A 19,643-nucleotide genomic window follows, 5' to 3' on the forward strand; every position below is an offset into this window, starting at 1 on the left:
CCCGAGCGGCCGGGGCAGCACCACGGTGGTGCCACCCGGGTGTGCCGCCGGACGGCGCTACCGGGGGTGGCGGCCCGCCACCGGGATGGCATCGCGGTGCCGGCACTCACGTGCGGCCCGCGGGTGTCAGGAACCACCCTGGCGGGCGTCAGGAACCACCCTGCGGGCGTCAGGAACCACCCTGCGGGCGTCAGGAACCACCCTGCGGGCGTCAGGAACCACCCTGCGGGCGCCGGAACAGGGTCGCGGTGGGCGCGGCCTGGCTCAGGGTCGCCTTCGCCGGGGTGAACAGGAACGACTGCTGCGGCACGCCGTCCGGCCCGAGCAGGAACGCCCGCTCGATCGAGTCGACCGTGATGCGGGCCCCGCGGTCGATGCCCGCCCCGACGACGCGGGTGGCCTCGATCGTCGAGATGTCCTCGGCGACCGTGCCGGGGGGAAGCTCGACGGCGGTCGCGGCGGGGGTGTCCTGTTCGATCGCCCAGAGGGGATAGATCTTGTTCGACCGGTAGGTCTCGCCGTTGCCGGACAACCGCACGCCGACCGACAGACCGACCCAGTTGTTCTCCGTGTTCGGCGTCCCCACCGTGTTCTTACGGATGATCAGATAGAGGTAGTTGCGCGGGTCGCTGATCTTCGTGGTGGAGTTCGGCGCCTTGTTCTCGTCGACCTTGCCCTCGCGGGCGACCTCCTGCGCCATCACCCAGTAGGTCCACGGGTTGCGGTCCATCTGCCGCTCGCGGGCGTCGGCGTTCGGGTCGAGGGTGTCGGCGGCGGACAGGGCGAACCGCATCGGGCCGTCCGGGTTCTGGCACATGCCGTTGTTCAGCGTGCACGTCCCGAGCAGCGGGTGACCGCCCTCGGAGCGGCCGGTGAAGGGCTGCGTCGTGTGGTCGGGGCCCTGGATGACCGCGCTGCCGGGGATCGCGTTGCCGGCGGCGTCGATCTCCACCTGGTAGGTCCACTCGATGTCGGTGGTGCGGCCCCACTGCGCCATCAGCGCCGGGGCGGACGTGCCGCCGTCCTCGTTGCTCCAGACCATCGAGTAGGTCAGCAGCCGGTGTCCCGAGATCGCCGTCGGCGCCTCGGAGTGGAAGGCCAGCAGCGGCGTGTCCGTGATCGCGTTCTGGAACGGTCCGCCGGCCAGCGGGTCCGCCGCGGTCGCCGACGACGGCGCGCCCGCGTCGGGAGAACCGGCGGTGGGCAGCGGCACCGTCCGGCCGTACACCACCGGGGCGTGCGCCAATGCCTGGTAGCCGTTGTCCTGGGGCGTGACCGTCCGGAAGGTGAAGCCGGTCAGCCGGGCCGACGCGGCCGCCTGCGGCGAGCGGTCGGCGGCGAACTGCGCCCGCAGGGTGTGGTCCCCGGCGGCGAGGTGGCCCAGCGCCAGGCTCCGCTTGATCGGGAACGAGGCGGGGATGACGACGTCGGTGGCGTAGGTGTTGTCGACGAACAGGGACACCACGGCCGACTCGCTGCCCGGCGAACCCCACGACACGCCGGGCGCGGCGGTGGTGACGTCGAGCAGGACCTCGCCCTCGGCGCCGGTCCGGAACGGCATCGAGGTGTCCTGCCCCCGGTTCAGCACGACCTCCGCCGGCGGTGCCGGCGCCTTGTCACCGGAGCCGCACGCCCCGAGCCCGACCGTCAGTGCGGCTGCGGCCAGAGCCGCACCCACCGCCCGCCGCAGTCCCCTCGACACCCGCGTTCCTCCCCGAAATCGGGGAGGTCGCCACCCGCGCGGCCGTTCCCCACGTCCCCGATTCCCGTACACATCCTGCTCTGTAGTGAATTGTCGTCCTGCACCGGTACGGCCGGCGCCGAGCGGGTGGCCACGCGTCCGGTGGCGGCGATGATGGGCTGATGGCAATCCCGAGGCGGGCGAGTTGCTCGTGTCGGGCGAGTTGCTCAGGGCAGGGAGAGTGGGGACATGGCGCAGGGACGACACGGCGGGCCGGCGGGGGACGGGGCCGGCGAGGGCGGCGGGGTCACGGCCGGCACCGGTGGGTCGCCGCAGGCCGCCGGACCCGCCGGACCCGCGGGGATCGCCGCGGCCGATCCCTCGACCGCGGCGGCCCTCGCGGTGGGAATCACTCCGTGCCGGGTCTCCAGGAAGGAGTATGAGAGGGAACTCGACCGCCTGCAGACCGAGCTGGTTCGGATGCAGGAATGGATCCGGCATACCGGATTCCGGCTGGTGGTGGTCTTCGAGGGGCGGGACACCGCGGGCAAGGGCGGCACCGTCAAACGCATCCTCGAGCGGCTCAACCCCCGCCAGTGCCGGGTCGTCGCGCTGGGCACGCCGACCGAGCGGGAACGCACCCAGTGGTACTTCCAGCGCTACCTGGCGCACCTGCCCGCCGCCGGCGAGATCGTGCTGTTCGACCGGAGCTGGTACAACCGGGCGGGGGTCGAGCGGGTGATGGGATTCTGCACCGACGACGAGTACGACGACTTCCTGCGCACCTGCCCGCAGCTCGAGCGGGCGCTGGTCCGCTCCGGGATTGTCCTGGTGAAATACTGGCTGTCGCTCAGCGACGAGGAGCAGGAGCGTCGCTTCCAGGAACGCATCGACAATCCCGGCAAGCGGTGGAAGCTGTCGGCGATGGACCTGCAGGCACGGGCCCGTTGGGTGGATTTCGCGGCGGCCAAGGACGAGATGTTCGCCTACACCGACATTCGTGAGGCGCCCTGGTACGTGGTGGACGCCGAAGACAAGCGCACGGCCCGGCTCAACCTGATCAGCCATCTGCTGTCGGTCGTGCCGTACGGCGACGTGCCGCATGACCGCGTCGTGCTGCCCCCGCGGCAGGAGAAGGCCTACAAGCGACCCCCGATCGACAGCCAGACCTGGGTGCCGCGCCGCTACGCGCGGGGCTGAGCGGGCCGTCCGGCGGGCCAGGCGGCCCGCCGCGGGTGGCGCGCAGGTGCCACCTGATCAGGGTGAGACGGCCCTCGCACAACCGCCCTTTCGGTGCCGGTCGAGGACCTGCGCCGGCCGTCCGTCGGGTGGCGCCACCGGGTCGACGGGCCTGCCGGCGGTGGCCGTAACCTCCCGCTGCCCGCGGTTCTTCGGCACCCACCCGCGGCCCGTCACGCCGTTGACCAGGATCTGTGTCGTTGCCCACGCCGCATTCACGCGGGTGGCTGCCGGGTCGGCCCATTCGTTCAGCGGATACGGTACCCGGCAGGGAATGAACCGGACGACGGTCCGCGGCCGACCACCTGTGCGACCTGCGATTCGAGCGGGAGAGGGATTTCGTGCGCAAGTTCGTCATCATGGGAGTACAGGGCAGTGGCAAGGGAACCCAGGCGACGATGCTGGCACGGGATTTCGACCTCGTCCACATAAGCGTCGGCGACGTCTTCCGCTGGAACGTACAGAATCACACGAAGCTGGGCGCCCAGGTGAAGCGGACGGTTGCCGCCGGCCACCTGGTCGGCGACGACCTCGTCGAATCGGTGGTGCGCACCCGGCTGGCCGACCACGACTGGAACTACGGCTTCATCATCGACGGATTTCCCCGCAACGCGCGGCAGGCGGAGTTCTTTCTGGAGAGCTACGACATCGACGGGGTCATCTATCTGGATCTCCCGGACGACGAGGTCTACCGGCGGGTGCTGGCCCGCCGACTGTGCTCCCGCTGCGGCCTGGACTACAACCTGATAGCGAGCCGGCCGGTCATGCCGGACACCTGCGACGTCTGCGGAGCACGGCTGCGCAGGCGGGCCGACGACAATCCCCAGGCACTGGCCGTGCGGCTGCGTGACTATCACGAGAAGACCCAGCCGGTGATGGAGATCTTCCAGCGCAAGGAGTTCGTGGCCGTCGTCGACGCCCGCCGGGAGCCGCGGGCCGTTCAGACGGAGATCCGCGGGTACTTCAACCTGCCGGACCTGGCCCCCGCGCCGGTGTGATGCCCCGGCGGCGCCGGCCGCCTCGTCAGTTCTTCGTGAACACGATGGCGATCGCGTTGGACTGGCCGAGGCCCGCGGCGCCGAGGCTCCCGGTGACGCCGTGCCCGGTGAAGGCCAGCGCGCGGGCGACGCCGGGAAGGCCGACGTCCGAGGTGATCCGGTAGCCGGCCGGCGGCAGCGCCGTGCGGTAGAAGGCCGCCACCCGGTCGCTGGGCACCCCCGACAGCGTCACCGTCGAGGTCTTCCCGGTGGTCGTGCCGACCTTCACCCCCGCTCCGGGCGGCAGGGGGAAGTCCGCGGGGACGTTGGTGCCGTGCAGCGCGGCCGGTCCGGTCACCGTATCGATCTTCCCCACCCCGGGGATGGACGTCGACAACGAGCTGGGAAGGGCCGTCGGCAGGGCGGTCGGCAGGGCCGTGGGCAGGCCGCTCGGCAGGGCCGTGGGCAGCGCCGTCGGCAGGCTCGCGCTGGCGCTTGGGTCCGGCAGGTCGACGCCGTCCGAGCCGCAACCGGCCGTCAGACCGACGAACCCGGTCAGGGCGAGCCCCGCCATGAGCACCGTGGCCCGACGGGCACGGCGCTCCCCTGGGCGCGTCGCGTCGAGAGCCTGACTGTCGGCCACGGTGGGGTCCTCCCGTTGGTCCCGCGGTTCCCGGGCCCAACCGTCGCATCGCTCCAGGTAGCCGGTGAGGGCGTACGTGATGGCGATGTGCCTTGGTGCCGACGGATGGCGGCCCGGTGTCGGCATTCTGCCGTTGCGTCCTCGCCGACCCTAGTCGCGGCCGGACGCCGGCTGCCCGCGGTGTCGGCTGACCGTCACGATCATCGGTGCCGGGGGTACCGCAACCGCTGCGGGGCCACCCGAACGTGCTGCCTACAGGTGCCGGTTGCCCCCGCGTTCGGCGCCCGCGTGTTCCGCCGCCCCGGGCCGCCCGTATCCGGGCTGACCTGGGGTGAGGTCGACCCTCGACTGAAGATGGAGCAAAATTTCTGATTTGCGGCACGAAGGAGGTTTAGCGATGGTAGGGGCGGGGTACCCGGCAGGCGGGNACTTGCCCTGTTTGTCCGCTTCACCCGATCTCGGGAAGGATGGATCGACGTGCGGGATGCCGTAGGGGTTGCGGCCGGCGTGCCGCGAAGCTCGACCAACTGTCACACTCCGTCGCGATGCCGGGGCGGTCTGGTGAGTTGCCCACGGGGAGGGGTGCGTCGCGCCGAACGTGGCCGAGCGTCGCGCGCATCGTCTCGCGGGCCAGCGCGACTGGACGAGGAAGTCCAGGAACATGCCGAACTGGCATTCCGATTTCTTCCGATATAGCCAGGTTTATCGACACGGTGAGTGAGGGTATGTGTGCAGTACGAACTTCGGAGTGTCCCGCCCCGGTGTTCCGTGTTGAGCACCCGACACCTGTACGTTCTCTGAGCGTGGCGGTCACCAACAACGCGGTGATCGGTGTGGCCCTCGGCTACATCGAGGCGAACCCGGACGAGATGGACCTCATGCGGTCCTTGGTCGTGCTTGCCCTGCACGGGCCTGCCATCGCAGCCCGTAGCACGACGCCGGCTCACGTCACCTGCCGCGCCGCGATCGTTTCCCCCGACTGGCAGGTTCTTGAGATCACGGACTCGGCCACGTCCACCTGGCACCTGCCGGGCGGCCACGTGGACGCGGGCGACTCGTCCCTGCTCGGCGCGGCGCTCGGGCTCGCCGCCCGCCGTGCCGGAGTGGAGACGAACATGGTCATCCCCGACGGGATCATCCCCTTCGACGTCGAGGCGAGGATTGTCGAGGCCGCGCCGACGCGCGGGGAACCCGAACACGTCCACTACGAGATGACCTACCTGTTCCACGTCGAGGACCGCAGCCTCGCCGTGCCCGACTCCGTCAGCACCCGCGTCCGCTGGGTCGAGCCCGGGCAGGTCGCCGGCCAGCTCGGCGAGAAGCTCACGAAGGCGTCCCGCCAATCCCGCCTGGTGCCCTGATCCCGGCAGGCGGGGCCGGGTGCCCCGCCTACCGGGTCGGCTCCGGCCGCGCGGCGGCCGGACCTCGCAGGTACAGCGCGAACGCCGCCGCGAAACAGCAGGCCAGGGCGAGCTCCGACGCCGCGGCCGCCCGCGGGCTGCCGGCCCACAGCTCGCGGGCGAGGAATAGACCGAGCACGCCGCCGGCGACGCCGCCGGCGATGACGGTCACGGAGACGAACCAGGCGGTTATGCCGCCCGGTGGACGTGGGGCCTGCGCGCCCACCGGGGCGACCGGGGTGACCCGGCCGGTCCGGTCGCCGGTCCGGTCGCCGCTCCGGTCGCCGCTCCGGTCGCCGGTCCGGACGAAGGCCAGTACGCCCACCGCGGCGGCCACCAGGCCGGCGCCGCCCGGCCCGGTGACGTCGCCCGCGGGGTAACCCCCCGCCGCGAGCGCGAGGCCGAGCAGGCACAACGCCGCACCGATCACCGCCCCCAGCATTCCGCCGGCGCCGCGGGGACCGATCGGCGCCGGCTCGCCGTGGTTCAGGTGGTTCGGGTGGTTCAGGTGGTTCGAGTGGCCCGGGCTGCTCGGCGTCGTGACCAGGTCCGAGTCCCCGGTCCTCGACTCCTCGATCCCCAAGCCGCCGATCCCCGAGTAGGCGATCCCGCCGCGCGGGCCACTGATCCAGTCGTCCGCGGCGCGGGTGGCCGTGGCGGGGACGGCCCGGCTGATCAGCGGGAGCGCCTGTGCGGGCCAGGGCCGGACGGCTGGCCGGGTCACCGGAACGCCCAGCTCCTGGAGCTCGGCGGCCAGCCGGGACGCGGTCGGCCGGTCCGCCGGCCTCTTCGCCAGCGCCCAGCCGACCAGGTCGGCGAGGTCGCCGGGCAGGTTCGTCAGGACTGGTGGGGAGTCCGCGACGGCGGCGTAGGCGTCGTGAGGCGTCGCAGTGGGGAACGGTGGCGTCCCGGCGGCGGCGTAGGCCACGCAGCATCCCCAGGCGAAGACGTCGCAGGCCCGGGTGACGACGCCCGTGAAGCGTTCCGGCGCCATGAACGCCGGGACGCCGATGGGCGGGCCCTGGGTGGTGAGGCTTTCGTCGTCGGCCTGGACGCGAGCCAGGCCGAAGTCGATGACCTTGATGCCGTTCGGCAGACAGATGACGTTCGCGGGGTGCAGATCGCGGTGGACGATGCCGTGCGCGTGGATGTCGGCCACCGCCTCGGCGAGCTCGGCGGCGAGGGCCAGCAGGAAGCGGTCGCGGAAGACGCCGGCCTGGGCCACGACCTGGCCCAGGTTGGCGCCCTGGACGTATTCGAGCGCCACCCAGGGCGGGCGGCCGGTCACGTCGGCGTCGAGGAAGCGGACCACCCGTTCGCTCGTCAGCGTCCGGTGGGTCGCGACCTCCGCGACGAAGCGCTCGTAGGCCTGGGGGATCGGGTGGTCGCGGCCGAGGCTGCCCGGGATCTTCAGCGCGACCCGCCGACCGACGGAGTCGCGTGCCAGGTAGACGACGCCCATGCCGCCGGCACCGATGCGTTCCAGCAGCGTGTACGGCCCGATCTGGCGGGGGTCGTCCTCGCGGAGAGGGTCGTGCTGCGCCATCGAGACCTCCGGGAGCCGCGCCGGTCCAGCCGTCGGGCCAGAAGTCTCGCAGGCGGCGCCGAACCGGCCCACCCCCCTCGCCTGTCCGGAGGCTTCGGCGTCCGATTTGTCCCGCCGGCTGGGCGGGCGTGGGGACAAGCCGGCGCACAGGATGGCGGCTACGGGGTGTCGGTGGCGAAGCGGAGGTAGCGGTCGGCGGAGCGGCGCACGGCGGCCCGGCCGTCGGCGCGGACCACGGTCTGCCAGAACGCGCCGTAGACGGCGTCGAAGTCGAACGGTTCGAGCAGGGCCAGCGCGCGGCGGACGACGCTGGGCCGTTCCGGAATGTAGTTCGGGTAGCTGTACATGAAGCTCACCCACCGGCGGTCGAGGACCACCTGCAGGATGTCGCCGGAGAACAGCGCCCCCCGCCCGCCCTCGCCCTGCGCCCAGTGCAGGACCGTGCCGCCGGCGAAGTGCACCCCGCCGTTGATCAGGGTCAGCCCGGTGCCGATCGTCAGCGCGTCGCCGGACCACAGCTCGACGGCGCCGTCCGGCCGGCCGAGCCAGTCGGCATCCGCGGCGTGGACGTAGATCGGAGCGCCCCCGAACGCCCGGCTCCAGTCGACCATCGCCCCGTAGAAGTGCGGATGGCTGACCGCGATGGCGGTGACGCCGCCGAGCGCGGCGACCCGGCCGGCGAGCTCGTCGTCGAGGAAGGGCACGCAGTCCCACAGGATGTTGCCGGCGTCCGTCTGGACGAGCAGCGCCCGCTGCCCGATGGAGATCTTCGGTTCGACGCCGACGCCGGTCACCCGCTCGCCCTCCGGACGCAGCACGCCGCGGTAGCCCCCGGCGCGCAGCCGGGCCAGCGACGTCCACCGCTGCCCCTCCCACCCGACGTACTGCCGCTCGTCCTCGCAGACCGGGCAGTCGACCCGCACGGCGCCGTACTGCACCCCGCAGGTCAGGCAGATCGGCAGGTCGAGATTGAGGTCGGGAAGACGGAACGGCGGCACGGGCACCCCCGGGGACGGGTCGGCGGCTGGGGTTCGTGGATTCGGATTCGCGGCCTGGTCAGTGGGCCACGAGCTGGCGGAACCGGCTGCGGTGGAACACCAACGGTGTCACGTTCGGGTCCGAGCCGGGCGCCTGGACGCACAGCAGCGCAATGACCGTGATGGGAAAGTTGCTGCGGCGTAGGGAGAAACGTCTGGTTACGACGTTGCGGGAATGCTCGGGCGGCAGTCCGGATGATCCGCACGCGCACGCCCGGCAGGTGCCGTGGCCTGCGTGGGAGGCCGTCTGCGAGCGGAGCGGGGCGCCGGCTGAATCCTTTAGCTTTGCTACATTTTGTGTTTTCGACCGTGCTGATGGCGCTTTGTGGGGGTTGCTGGCCCGGGTACGCGCCGACAATGGAGTGTCGGCTCCGAGTCACGAGGTACCCATGAACCCACCCAGCAGGAACGTCGAACGGGGTGCCGCGACCCGGGAGCACCTGCTCGGCGTCGCCACCCGGCTGTTCGCCGAGCGGGGCTACGAGGGCACCTCGATCGACGCCGTCCTCACCGAGACCGGGGTGAGCCGCGGTTCGCTCTACCACCACTTCAAGGGCAAGGACGCGCTGTTCGACGCGGTGCTGGAGGCGGTCGAGCTGGACGTGGGCCGCCGGCTGGTGGCCGCCGTCGGCACCGACAGCTCGCGCGACCCCGCCACGGCGCTGCGCCTGGGCTGCATGGCCTGGATCGGCATCGCGGGCGACCCCGTCGTCCAGCGCATCCTGCTCATCGACGCGCCGGGGGTCCTCGGCTGGGCACGCTGGCGGGAACTCGACGAGCGGCACGCCTTCGGCAAGATCAAGCAGACGGTCGCGGAACTCGCCCGGGACGGCGTGTTCGACGCCTCGATGGCCGACCTGTTCGCGCACGTGCTGCTCGCCTCGATGAACGAGATCGCCCTGCTCGTCGCCCGGGCCGACAACCAGCGCGCCGCGATCCGCCACGCCCGTGCCGCCGTCGACGAACTCCTGCGCCGCCTGCTGCGCCCGACCTGACCCCATCGCCCCCGCCGCGAGCCGGTGACACCATCACCGGGTGGATCCCCGTCCGCCGGCCCGGCCCGGCGCGCTGATCGGTCGGGCGGCCGTGCTGGCGAGGGCGCAGACGCTCCTGGCGGCGGGCGGGCGCGTCCTGCTCGGGATCGCCGGGCCGCCGGGCGCCGGGAAGAGCACCCTCGCCGACTGGCTCGTCACGCAGCTCGACGCCCGCCACGGCACGAGCCCGAGGCTCGTCGCGCAGGCGCCGATGGACGGCTTCCACCTGCCGAACGGCACGCTCGCCCGGCTCGGCCTCGCCGACCGCAAGGGCGCCCCCGAGACGTTCGACGCCGCCGGTTACGCGTCCCTGCTGGCCCGACTGCGCGCCGGCGGACCGCAGGAGGTGGACGCGCCGTCGTTCAGCCGCCTCCACGACGCGCCGGTCCCGGGAGCGCACCGGATTCCGCCCACCGTGCGGCTGGTGATCTGCGAGGGGAACTATCTGCTGCTGGGTACCGGAGCCTGGGCGCAGGTGCGCGCATGCTGCGACGAGACCTGGTTTCTCCAGGTCGACGAGGAGGTCGCCCGGACCCGTCTGATCGCCCGGCACACCTCCGGCGGGCGCTGCGGACCGGCCGCGCGACAATGGGTCGAACAGAACGATCTTAACAATCTGCACCTGGTGGATGCGACGGCCCCGCGCGCCGATTACCTGGTCCGGCTCCCCCCGGACGAACCGCCGCCCGATCGGATCCGCCTGGCCGCTGACCGCTGAGGACTCACCCGCAACGCGGCGCCTCGCCTCGGGTCAGCCAGGAGCGCGTGCCGAAGCTCGTCACCGACCGGGCCGCGACCCGCGACGCCGCCCCCAGCGCGTCCACCAGCGCGTCGGTGGTGAGCTCGGGCGAACCCGCGATCGACCAGGCGAACGCCCCGTGAAACACGTCGCCGGCGCCGAGCGTGTCCACCGCGTGGACAGCCGGGGGCCGGACCTCCCCGCCGGCCTGGGCGGTCGCCCACCGGACCGGACCGGGACCGCGAGTCACCGCGGCGAACGAAGGCCCGTGCGCCAGCAGGTAACGCAGCACCTCGTCCGGGTCGCCGCCGACGCCCGGCGGCCGGAAGGCGGACCCGCACAGCGCCACGTCGACGTGGGGGAGCAGCCGCTCGGTCCCCGGCTTCCAGGAACCGCCGTCCAGCACCACGGGCGGCCACCCGGCCGGGCTCGCCGTCCCGGCCGGGCTCGTCGAGGCCGTGCGGGCCACCGATGCGGGCGCGGCCGTCGCTGTCGTCGGCCGCGCCCGGCGGGCCGCCAGGACGCCGACGGCGACGTCGGGCTGATGGCCGTCGACGAGGACGACGTCCGCCCCGGTGAGCAGGGCCCGCGTGGCGTCCGCGGCGCCCGGTGCGGCGCCCGGCAGCGCGCCGTGCGCCGACACCACCGCCCGCTCCCCGGCCGCGTTGACCATGATCGCCGAAACCGGCAGGACCTGCTCTCCCGGCCGCAGGTCGTGATGCCGGATTCCGAGCGCGGCGAGATCCGCCCGCGCCGCGGCGGCCAGCGGCCCGGAGCCGACCGCGCTGACGAGCGTGGCCCGACCCCCGAGATGGGCGAAGGCCACGGCCGCGCCCGTCGCCGGGCCGCCCGCGGCGACCACCAGATCGTCGGCGACGATCTTCTCGTCGGGCCCGGGTGGGTGTCGGACCAGGTAGATCGTGTCGAGGGTGGTGAGGCCGACGAACAGCCCCGCCGGCCGTCCGGCCACCTCCCCGACCGGCCGCGCCCCGCCCCCGTCTTCCTGCCTCGCCACGCGCTCTCCCGTCATCGGCCCGGAAACCGGTCTGGTCTGGTCTGCGCCGGGCAGGAATCGGTGCCTCCGTCCGAGTATTCGGGTAACTGCGTTTCGGCGCAAAGATGTCACCCTGCCGAGCTGGGATCTAATATGGTGCTATAACGCCTTAGCGTTCATCAAGTGTGAAACATCATTGTCGCCCTGCGGGTTCTGTTTGTCGTAGCGGTAAAAGATTGATGTCGTTTTCTTCCGTACTCTTCTTAAATTGGTCCGCCTTGGTTAGACAGGCGGCGTGCTTGAACGAGTGGCGCGCCGATGGGGCGCGAGTGTGGTGTTGCTGACTGTCACCGGTGTGGCCGGTGGCGTGATGTACTGGCCGGCGGGCGAGGCGCCCGGGTCGGCGGGGCTCGGCGGTCCGCTGGCTGTCGGTGCACCCGCCGCGGTGTCCGCACCGGCGTCGGCCGCGCGGGCGGGGGGCCTCGGGATCATCAGCCCGGCGCTGGTGCGACGTCGCGTGGAGGCCGTGGGGACGGGCGGTGCGGCCGCGCCGGCGACGGACGGCGCGCTCGCGACCAGGCAGGCCGGCGGTCTCGCCACGGTCGAACCGATCGCGGCGGTGCGCGGTGCCGCGTCGAGCGGCCTGGCGGCGCGGTTCCGCGGCTACCTCGCGGGCCGGCCGGGGCACGTCAGCGTCGCCATGTACGACGCGGTTGCCGGCACCACGGCCGTCTACACCGACCCGGCGGTCGCCGGCTACGAGACGGCGAGTTCGGTCAAGCTCGACATCCTCACGGCGCTCGTGCAGCGGGCGGGCGCATCGGGGCGGCTCACGGCCCGCGAGCAGGCGCTCGCCCGGCGGATGATCTCGGTCAGCGACAACGCGGCGGCGAGCGCCCTGTGGGCCGATGTCGGCGGCGCCCCTGCGATGAACGCCTTCTTCGCCCGGCTCGGCATGCACGCGACGACGGCGGGCCCGGGCGGGAAGTGGGGACTGACCCGGACCACCGGGGCCGACCAGCTCGCGGTGCTGCGCGCGATCGCCTACCCGGGCACCTTGTCGGCCGCCGGGCGCGCCACGGTGAGCAGCCTGCTGCGGACCGTGATCCCGGCGCAGCGGTGGGGCCTGACCGGCGGCGTTGCGGCGGGGGTCGCGGTGGAGCTGAAGAACGGCTGGCTGCCCCGCACCAGCGGCTGGGTGATCACCAGCCTGGCGCATGTCCATGGCGCCGGACGCGACTACATCATGGCCGTCTACACGAAGAACGGGCCGAGCATGCAGTCGGGCATCACCACGGTGCAGGGTCTGTCCACGCTGGCCTGGAAGGCGGCGAGAAGCTCGACGTCCGCCGGGTAGGGCGGCGGCCTCGGGGCCGTCGGGCTCGGGGCGTCGTGCTCGGGCCGTCGGGCTCGGGGCGGCGGGCTCGGGGCGGCGGGCTCGGGGCGCCGGACTCGAGTCCGGCGCGGCCGTCGTCCCCCGTCGCGTGCTTTGGACCGGGAGCTGTACCTCGGCCCGCGACGGGGGTGCGTGGGTGCTGCTGATACTGCTGATGCTGGGGTCGCCGTAGCGGAGGGATCAGCCGCTGAAGCGGGCGACGGCTCGCATCTTGTTCATCGCGTCGAGCGCCGCGACCTTGTAGGACTCGGCCAGCGTCGGGTAGTTGAAGACGCTGTCGACAAGGTAGTCGATAGTGCCGTTGCACCCCATCACCGTCTGCCCGATGTGGATCAGTTCGGTGGCGCCGGTGCCGAACACGTGCACCCCGAGCAGGCTCCGGTCCTCGGGGCTGACCAGCAGTTTCAGCATCCCGTACGAGTCGCCCAGGATCGCGCCGCGGGCCAGCTCCCGGTACCGGGCGATGCCCACCTCGAACGGGATCGCGAGCTCGGTGAGCTCGTCCTCGGTCCGCCCGACGTAGGAGATCTCCGGGATCGTGTAGATCCCGATCGGCATGAGCTCCGCCCGCATCGCGTTGACGTTCTCGCCGCACGCGGCATACGCCGCCAACCGGCCCTGCTCCATCGAGGTCGCGGCGAGCGCCGGGAAACCGATGACGTCGCCGACGGCGTAGATGTGCTCGACCTCGGTGCGGAAGTCGGAGCCGACCTTGATCCGGCCGCGGTTGTCCGCGGACAGCCCCGCCGCCGGCAGGTTGAGGATGTCGGTGAGCCCCTGCCGTCCCGCCGAGTACATCACCGTGTCCGCGGGCAGCTTCTTGCCGCTCTCCAGCAGGGTGAGCGTCCCGCCGTTGTGCCGCTCGACCGACACCACCGACTCGCGGAAGCGGAACGTCACCGCCAGGTCCCGCAACTGGTACTTCAGGGCCTCGACGATCTCGACGTCGCAGAAGTCCAGCATGCGGTCCCGCCGCTCGACGACCGTCACCTTGGTGCCGAGCGCGGCGAACATCGAGGCGTACTCGATGCCGATCACTCCGGCGCCGACGACGACCATCGACCGCGGCAGCCGTTCGAGGGCCAGGATCTGGTCGCTGTCGACCACCGTCCGGCCGTCGAAGTCGACCGTGTCCGGCCGCGCGGGCCGGGTGCCGGTGGCGATGATGATTCGTTCGGCCTGGACCCGCCGGTCCTCGATGTCCCCGGCCGCCCGCACGCTCACCGTGTGCGGGTCGATGAAGCTCGCCAGGCCCGTCAGCAGCGTGACGTGGTTGCGGCTGAGCTGGTTGCGGATGACATCGATTTCGCGGCTGATCACATGCCTGGTCCGGGCGGACAGATCACCCACGGTGATGTCGTCCTTGACCCGGTAGCTCGACCCGTACAGCTCGCGCTGCGACATGCCGGTCAGATAGAGAACGGCCTCCCGAAGCGTCTTGGACGGGATCGTGCCAGTGTTGATGCTGACACCGCCGATCATCTCCCGCTTGTCCACGATCGCGACCCGCCGGCCGAGCTTGGCTGCCGCGATCGCAGCCTTCTGCCCGCCGGGTCCGGACCCGATGACGAGGACGTCATAGTCGAACACCGTCACCTCCCCGCATTCTTTCCGGCTCCCGGTGAAGCAGAGGCTATCTGGCCGGAGCGGGCGGATCGGCAAGTTGCACGGGCTTGTTACGTTTATTTCTTCTCCGCGCTTTCCCCCGGGGGTTTCAGCCACGCGATATCACGGAAAGTGTTCTCCCGTAAACCTTCTGTGATGACCGAGACGTGCCGGCGGTGGGTGGCACACCCGAGCCAAGCCGGTCCGCCGGCCGTACGCCGCTGGGGCGGATCGACCGCGCGACGGCGTCGAATGATCTTCGCGGGACCGCTCGAAATTCGTGTCGCCTTCACCCGTAACGAACGCGCCGCCGTCTCGTTAGACCTGGGGCGGGGGTCGTGGAGGCTGTCTGGGGGGTCTNCCACGNCCCCCGCCGCGCCGCCGCCGCGTCGCCGTTGTCGGGACGGACGCCCACCCGTTGGCGGGAAGGTGCGCTGGGAGCGGTGACGGGCGAGGGGAACGGCGCCGGACGCCGGCTCCGGAGCGATCCTCCGGAGCCGGCCCGTCCGGCCGCTCGTCGCCGGGTGAGCCACCGACGAGCGGATCATCGGCGGATGGACCGCCTACGGGTGGGTCATCGAGAGCACGTCGAGGGCGGCGTCGAGCTGGTCCTCGGTGAGCTTGCCGGCCTCGATGTAGCCGCGCTCGATCACCACCTCGCGGATCGTCTTCTCCTCGGCGAGGGACAGCTTCGCGACCTTGGCCGCCTCCTCGTAGCCGATGTACTTGTTCAGCGGCGTCACGATGGACGGTGAGGACTCGGCGTAGCGGCGGCAGCGCTCGACGTTGGCGACGATCCCGTCGACGCAGCGGTCCGCGAGCAGCCGGCTGATCGTGGACAGGATGTGGATCGACTCCAGCAGGTTGCGCGCGATCACCGGCAGCATCACGTTGAGCTCGAAGTTCCCGGCCGAGCCGCCGAAGGCGACCGCCGCGTCGTTCCCGACGACCTGCGCGACGACCTGGCAGACCGCCTCCGGGATGACCGGGTTCACCTTGCCGGGCATGATCGACGAGCCGGGCTGCAGGTCCGGCAGGTGGATCTCCCCGAGGCCGGCCCGCGGCCCCGACGAGGCCCAGCGCAGGTCATTGGCGATCTTGTACAGCGAGATGGCGATGACCCGCAGCACCCCGGACGCCTCGACCAGGCCGTCCCGCGACGCCTGTGCCTCGAAATGGTTGCGCGCCTCGGTCAGCGGCAGACTCGTGCTGGCCGCCAGTTCCTCGATCACCGCAGCGGAGAAGCCGGGCGGGGTGTTGATGCCGGTGCCGACGGCCGTGCCGCCCAGCGGCAGCTCGCCCACCCGCGGCAGGGCCACGGTCAGCCGCTCGACGCCGAGGCGGACCGCCGCGGCGTAGCCGCCGAACTCCTGACCGAGCGTCACCGGCGTCGCGTCCATCAGGTGCGTCCGCCCGGACTTCACCACGTCCGCGAACTCGGTCTCCTTACGGCCGAGCGAGGCGGCGAGGTGCTCCAGCGCCGGGATCAGCTCCTGCACGATCCCCTGGGTCGCGGCCACGTGGATCGACGACGGGAAGACGTCGTTCGACGACTGCGACGCGTTCACGTGGTCGTTCGGATGCACCGCCCGGCCGAGCCGCTCGGACGCCAGCGACGCCAGCACCTCGTTGGTGTTCATGTTCGACGAGGTGCCGCTGCCGGTCTGGAACACGTCCAGCGGGAACTGGTCGTCCCAGTCGCCGCGCGCGACCTCGGCCGCCGCGTCCGCGATCGCCTCGGCGATGTCGGCGTCGAGCACCCCGAGCTTGGCGTTCACCGTCGCCGCCGCCGCCTTGATCCGCGCGAGCGCCTGGATGTGCGCGCGGGAGATCCGCTGGCCGGAGACGGGAAAGTTCTCCACCGCCCGCTGCGTCTGGGCTCGCCACCGGGCCGAGGCCGGCACCCGGACGTCGCCCATGCTGTCGTGCTCGATGCGGTATTCCTGCTCGCTCATGCGCCCGTTCTCCCGATGTTCCGTCGCCGTTGACCTGCATCTGACCAGCACCACACGCCGGTGCCCACCACCCGGCGAGAGGCCGTCTGGACAGCGGCCCCATCGCCCGACCCTAGGACATGTCGGGCGACTGGTGCCCGCGCCGCACGGGCGCATGGGAGCTCTCACACCGTCCCCCGCAAAGCGCCTCCGGCGCTTTGCGGGGACCCCTGGTATTGGGCGCCGTGCGGGTTTCGGTCAGATCGCCTTCGGCGAGCTTCCCTGGATGTGGGTGTCGGCGTGATCGGGCGAGTCTGGTGCGCTCATGGTTCGGCGGGTGGCGCGCGCCAGGCCCGGCACCCGTCCGCAACATCTCGGAACGGCCGACGGGATCGCAACCAGCCTGTCCCGCCCCGGCCGCGGCGACCGCCTCGAGGGTCGCTGATCATCCCTAGAGGGATCGCAACTAGTTGCCGGGTGCCGCGCCGGCGTAGTCGCCGGGTCGCTGATCATCCCTAGAGGGATCGCAACCAACACCGCGACGAGGCACGTACGGGTCGCTGATCATCCCGAGTGCAGCCGTTCGCTAGTTCTTCTCCGGTGTTCGGTGACGGGGTGTGATGTCAGCCGACGCCCGCCTCGCCGCCGGGTGGCCCACCGGCACCGCCAGGCCGCCCCGCGAGGTAGGGGTGTGCATGGGAGCGGGGCTACCTGTTCCTTCTGGGGGGACGAATCGGGCGCCGAACCCCCCCAGAAGGAACAGGCAGGCGCTTTCCCACGCATCCGCTGCCAACGCACGAGCCGTCGCCCGGTCTGCGACCCGACTTAGCCACACCGCCTGCTGTCACGGAACGTGATAGGAGGACGGGAAGCGGGCTGCTGAGGCGCTGCACTATGTGGGGAACCCGGGGGAGTGGCAGGTCGGGCCGGCTGGCACGGACGGGGAGCGGGGCGCCAATGAGAGACGCCCACTACCCTGCCGCGTGGCGTCGGTGCCACGGGGCGGGGCAGTGGGCGTCGTTGTTTGGGTGGTGCCGCTAGGAGACGGCGGTCTCGCGCTCGCGGGCGCGGATGTCGCGGCGCAGCTCGGGCGGAAGAGCGAACAGGAGGTGCTCGTCGGCGGAGGTGACCTCCTCGACGTCGTTGAACCCACGCTCGGCGAGCCAGGCCATGACGCCGGTGACGAGCTCCTCGGGGACCGAGGCGCCGCTGGTCACGCCGACGGTCTCGACGCCGTCGAGCCAGCTCGCGTCGACTTCGGTGGAGTCGTCGACGAGGTGGGCGGCGGGGGCGCCGGCGTCGAGCGCGACCTCGACCAGGCGCACCGAGTTGGAGGAGTTCGGCGAGCCGACGACGATGACCAGGTCGACCGCGCTGGAGATCTCCTTGACGGCGACCTGACGGTTCTGCGTCGCGTAGCAGATGTCGTCGCTCGGCGGACCCTGCAGGTGCGGGAAGCGCTCGCGCAGAGCCTTGACGGTTGTCTGTGTCTCGTCGACGGAGAGGGTGGTCTGGGAGAGGAAGGCGACGTGCTCCGGGTCGCGTACCTTCACCTTGGCGGCGTCCTCGGGACCGTCCACCAGGTGAATGCGGTCGGGCGCCTGCCCGGTGGTGCCGACGACCTCCTCGTGGCCTTCGTGGCCGATGAGCAGGATGTCGTAATCCTCGCGGGCAAACCGACGCGCCTCGGAATGCACCTTGCTGACGAGCGGACAGGTTGCGTCAATGGTGCGCAGTTGACGCGACGCCGCCTCCTCGTGCACGGTCGGCGCTACGCCGTGCGCTGAGAAGACCACAGTGGCGCCTGGTGGTACCTCGTCGGTCTCGTCCACGAAGATCGCGCCCTTGGCCTCCAGCGTCCTGACGACGTGGAGGTTGTGCACGATCTGCTTGCGTACGTAGACCGGCGAGCCGTAGAGCTCCAGCGCCTTCTCCACGGTCACGACAGCTCGATCGACACCGGCGCAGTAGCCGCGCGGCTTGGCAAGAAGGACCCGGCCCATGCTGGGCAGTCTACGCGGTGGGGGGCCTGCTGGAAGAGCCGCGGGCGATGCATCACGTGTCGGCGACATCGTCCGCTCCGCCTCCGGCCACGGTCGCGCGGACTCTTCCCGACCTGTCGGACGCACCGGCTACGGTGCCCGAATGGCCCTGACCTCGACTCCCGAACAGCCCTTGCCGGTTCGCACGGTCTCGCGAGCCGTCGGCGACTGGGTCCACCGGCTCGGCCGGGTGTGGGTTGAGGGACAGGTCACGCAGCTCGTCCGCCGGCCCGGAATGGGCACTGTTTTCCTCACCCTCAGGGACCCCGTTGCGGACGTGTCACTGCGGGTCACGTGTCCGCGGGCGGTCTGTGACGCCGTCGGTCCCGCGCTCGTGGACGGCGCGCGGGTCGTCGTGTGGGGCAAGCCGTCCTTCCACCCCGGGCGCGGCACCCTCGCCCTCGCGGTGGTGGAGATCCGCCCCCTCGGCGCCGGCGCCCTGTTGGCCCGGCTGGAGCAGCTCAAGGCCACGCTGGCCGCGGAGGGCCTGTTCGCGGCGTCCCGCAAGCGGCGCCCGCCGTTCCTGCCGGCGGCCGTCGGGTTGATCACCGGGCGGGCCAGCGCCGCGGAGCGCGATGTCGTCGAGAACGCTCGGCGACGCTGGCCGGCGGTGCGCATCGTGCTGCGGGAGGTGGCCGTCCAGGGCCCACTGGCGGTGTCCCAGGTCATCGACGCGCTGCGCGAGCTCGACGGCCAGCCCGAGGTCGAGGTGATCGTGATCGCCCGCGGCGGCGGGTCGCTGGAGGATCTGCTGCCGTTCTCCGACGAGGCGCTGCTGCGCGCCGTGGTGGCCGCGCGCACGCCGGTCGTGTCGGCGATCGGACACGAGCAGGACGCGCCGCTGCTCGACTTCGTCGCCGACGTGCGCGCCTCGACCCCGACGGACGCCGCCAAGCGGGTGGTGCCCGACGTCGGCGAGCAGACCGCCGCGGTCGCCCAGCTGCGGGGCCGCGCGCGGCGGGTCGTCGAGCACCGCCTCGACCGGGAGGAGCGCCGGCTCGCCGACATGCGCGGCCGCCCGGTCCTCGCGGCGCCCGCCCGCGATCTCGCCCGGCGCTCGGACGACGTCGCCGCCCTGCTGGCCCGTTCCCGCCGCTGCGTGCACCACGCCCTGGACGTCACGGCGCGCGATCTGGTCGCCACCCGCGCCCGGGTGCGGGCGCTGTCCCCGGCGGCGACCCTCGATCGCGGGTACGCCGTCGCGCAGCGCTCGGCCGACGGCGCGGTCGTGCGCGACCCCGCGGAGGTCGGGCCGGGCGAGCTGCTCACCATCCGGGTGGCGGGCGGCGCGTTCCCGGCCGTGGTCACCGAGGACTGAACCGGCCGCCGTCCGGCGGGAGAACGCCGCGCACCGGCATCCGGCGTGTCGGCGTCCG

At 72.1% G+C, this 19,643-nt stretch carries 15 protein-coding genes; 7 read left to right on the forward strand and 8 right to left on the reverse strand.

What is annotated here, in order from left to right:
- Positions 1 to 211: 211 nt before the first annotated feature.
- Complete coding sequence (locus FF36_RS03090) at positions 212 to 1,702, reverse strand: hypothetical protein (protein ID WP_044883422.1); 1,491 nt, start codon at positions 1,700 to 1,702, stop codon at positions 212 to 214.
- Between the two features lie 228 nt (positions 1,703 to 1,930).
- Here FF36_RS03090 and ppk2 point away from each other — a divergent pair, with 228 nt between their 5' ends.
- Complete coding sequence (gene ppk2, locus FF36_RS03095; RefSeq protein WP_236705472.1) at positions 1,931 to 2,881, forward strand: polyphosphate kinase 2; 951 nt, start codon at positions 1,931 to 1,933, stop codon at positions 2,879 to 2,881.
- 380 nt (positions 2,882 to 3,261) lie between these two features.
- Complete coding sequence (locus tag FF36_RS03100; RefSeq protein ID WP_044883423.1) at positions 3,262 to 3,918, forward strand: adenylate kinase family protein; 657 nt, start codon at positions 3,262 to 3,264, stop codon at positions 3,916 to 3,918.
- Between the two features lie 25 nt (positions 3,919 to 3,943).
- Here FF36_RS03100 and FF36_RS03105 read toward each other — a convergent pair whose 3' ends face one another.
- Positions 3,944 to 4,540: a hypothetical protein gene (locus tag FF36_RS03105; RefSeq protein ID WP_044883509.1), complete on the reverse strand. Its 597-nt coding sequence runs from the start codon at positions 4,538 to 4,540 to the stop codon at positions 3,944 to 3,946.
- 803 nt (positions 4,541 to 5,343) lie between these two features.
- On the opposite strand from FF36_RS03105, the gene FF36_RS03110 reads away from it, so the two are divergent.
- Complete coding sequence (locus FF36_RS03110; RefSeq protein ID WP_236705473.1) at positions 5,344 to 5,901, forward strand: NUDIX hydrolase; 558 nt, start codon at positions 5,344 to 5,346, stop codon at positions 5,899 to 5,901.
- Between the two features lie 28 nt (positions 5,902 to 5,929).
- Here the strand turns inward: FF36_RS03110 and FF36_RS03115 are convergent, their stop codons facing one another.
- Positions 5,930 to 7,486 carry a serine/threonine-protein kinase gene (locus FF36_RS03115; RefSeq protein WP_044883511.1) on the reverse strand — a complete coding sequence of 519 codons (1,557 nt, stop codon included), beginning with the start codon at positions 7,484 to 7,486 and terminating at the stop codon, positions 5,930 to 5,932.
- A gap of 158 nt (positions 7,487 to 7,644) precedes the next feature.
- Positions 7,645 to 8,484: an MBL fold metallo-hydrolase gene (locus FF36_RS03120; RefSeq protein ID WP_242422256.1), complete on the reverse strand. Its 840-nt coding sequence runs from the start codon at positions 8,482 to 8,484 to the stop codon at positions 7,645 to 7,647.
- 428 nt (positions 8,485 to 8,912) lie between these two features.
- Between FF36_RS03120 and FF36_RS03130 the strand changes: the two genes are divergently transcribed.
- Both FF36_RS03130 and FF36_RS03135 read left to right on the forward strand, forming a co-directional pair.
- On the forward strand, positions 8,913 to 9,518 hold the full coding sequence (locus FF36_RS03130) for a TetR/AcrR family transcriptional regulator (RefSeq protein WP_041939841.1): 606 nt from the start codon (positions 8,913 to 8,915) through the stop codon (positions 9,516 to 9,518).
- A 40-nt stretch (positions 9,519 to 9,558) separates the two neighbouring features.
- Positions 9,559 to 10,275 carry a nucleoside/nucleotide kinase family protein gene (locus FF36_RS03135; protein WP_044883426.1) on the forward strand — a complete coding sequence of 239 codons (717 nt, stop codon included), beginning with the start codon at positions 9,559 to 9,561 and terminating at the stop codon, positions 10,273 to 10,275.
- A 4-nt stretch (positions 10,276 to 10,279) separates the two neighbouring features.
- On the opposite strand, the gene FF36_RS03140 is transcribed toward FF36_RS03135, so the two are convergent.
- Positions 10,280 to 11,311, reverse strand: a complete 1,032-nt coding sequence (locus FF36_RS03140; protein WP_044883427.1) for a PfkB family carbohydrate kinase — start codon at positions 11,309 to 11,311, stop codon at positions 10,280 to 10,282.
- A 310-nt stretch (positions 11,312 to 11,621) separates the two neighbouring features.
- On the opposite strand from FF36_RS03140, the gene FF36_RS03145 reads away from it, so the two are divergent.
- Positions 11,622 to 12,647, forward strand: a complete 1,026-nt coding sequence (locus tag FF36_RS03145; RefSeq protein ID WP_236705475.1) for a serine hydrolase — start codon at positions 11,622 to 11,624, stop codon at positions 12,645 to 12,647.
- Between the two features lie 219 nt (positions 12,648 to 12,866).
- On the opposite strand, the gene sthA is transcribed toward FF36_RS03145, so the two are convergent.
- The 3 genes from sthA to FF36_RS03160 all read right to left on the reverse strand — a co-directional run bounded on the left by sthA (position 12,867) and on the right by FF36_RS03160 (position 18,228).
- Entirely contained in the window at positions 12,867 to 14,276 is a 1,410-nt protein-coding gene (gene sthA, locus FF36_RS03150; protein ID WP_041941053.1) for a Si-specific NAD(P)(+) transhydrogenase, read from the reverse strand.
- A gap of 578 nt (positions 14,277 to 14,854) precedes the next feature.
- On the reverse strand, positions 14,855 to 16,246 hold the full coding sequence (locus tag FF36_RS03155) for a class II fumarate hydratase (protein ID WP_044883429.1): 1,392 nt from the start codon (positions 16,244 to 16,246) through the stop codon (positions 14,855 to 14,857).
- A gap of 1,016 nt (positions 16,247 to 17,262) precedes the next feature.
- Positions 17,263 to 18,228: a 4-hydroxy-3-methylbut-2-enyl diphosphate reductase gene (locus FF36_RS03160; protein WP_044883430.1), complete on the reverse strand. Its 966-nt coding sequence runs from the start codon at positions 18,226 to 18,228 to the stop codon at positions 17,263 to 17,265.
- A 142-nt stretch (positions 18,229 to 18,370) separates the two neighbouring features.
- Here FF36_RS03160 and xseA point away from each other — a divergent pair, with 142 nt between their 5' ends.
- On the forward strand, positions 18,371 to 19,585 hold the full coding sequence (gene xseA / locus FF36_RS03165; protein WP_044883431.1) for an exodeoxyribonuclease VII large subunit: 1,215 nt from the start codon (positions 18,371 to 18,373) through the stop codon (positions 19,583 to 19,585).
- Positions 19,586 to 19,643 lie beyond the last annotated feature (58 nt).

It is taken from the genome of Frankia torreyi (assembly GCF_000948395.1).
GTDB lineage: Bacteria > Actinomycetota > Actinomycetes > Frankiales > Frankiaceae > Frankia > Frankia torreyi.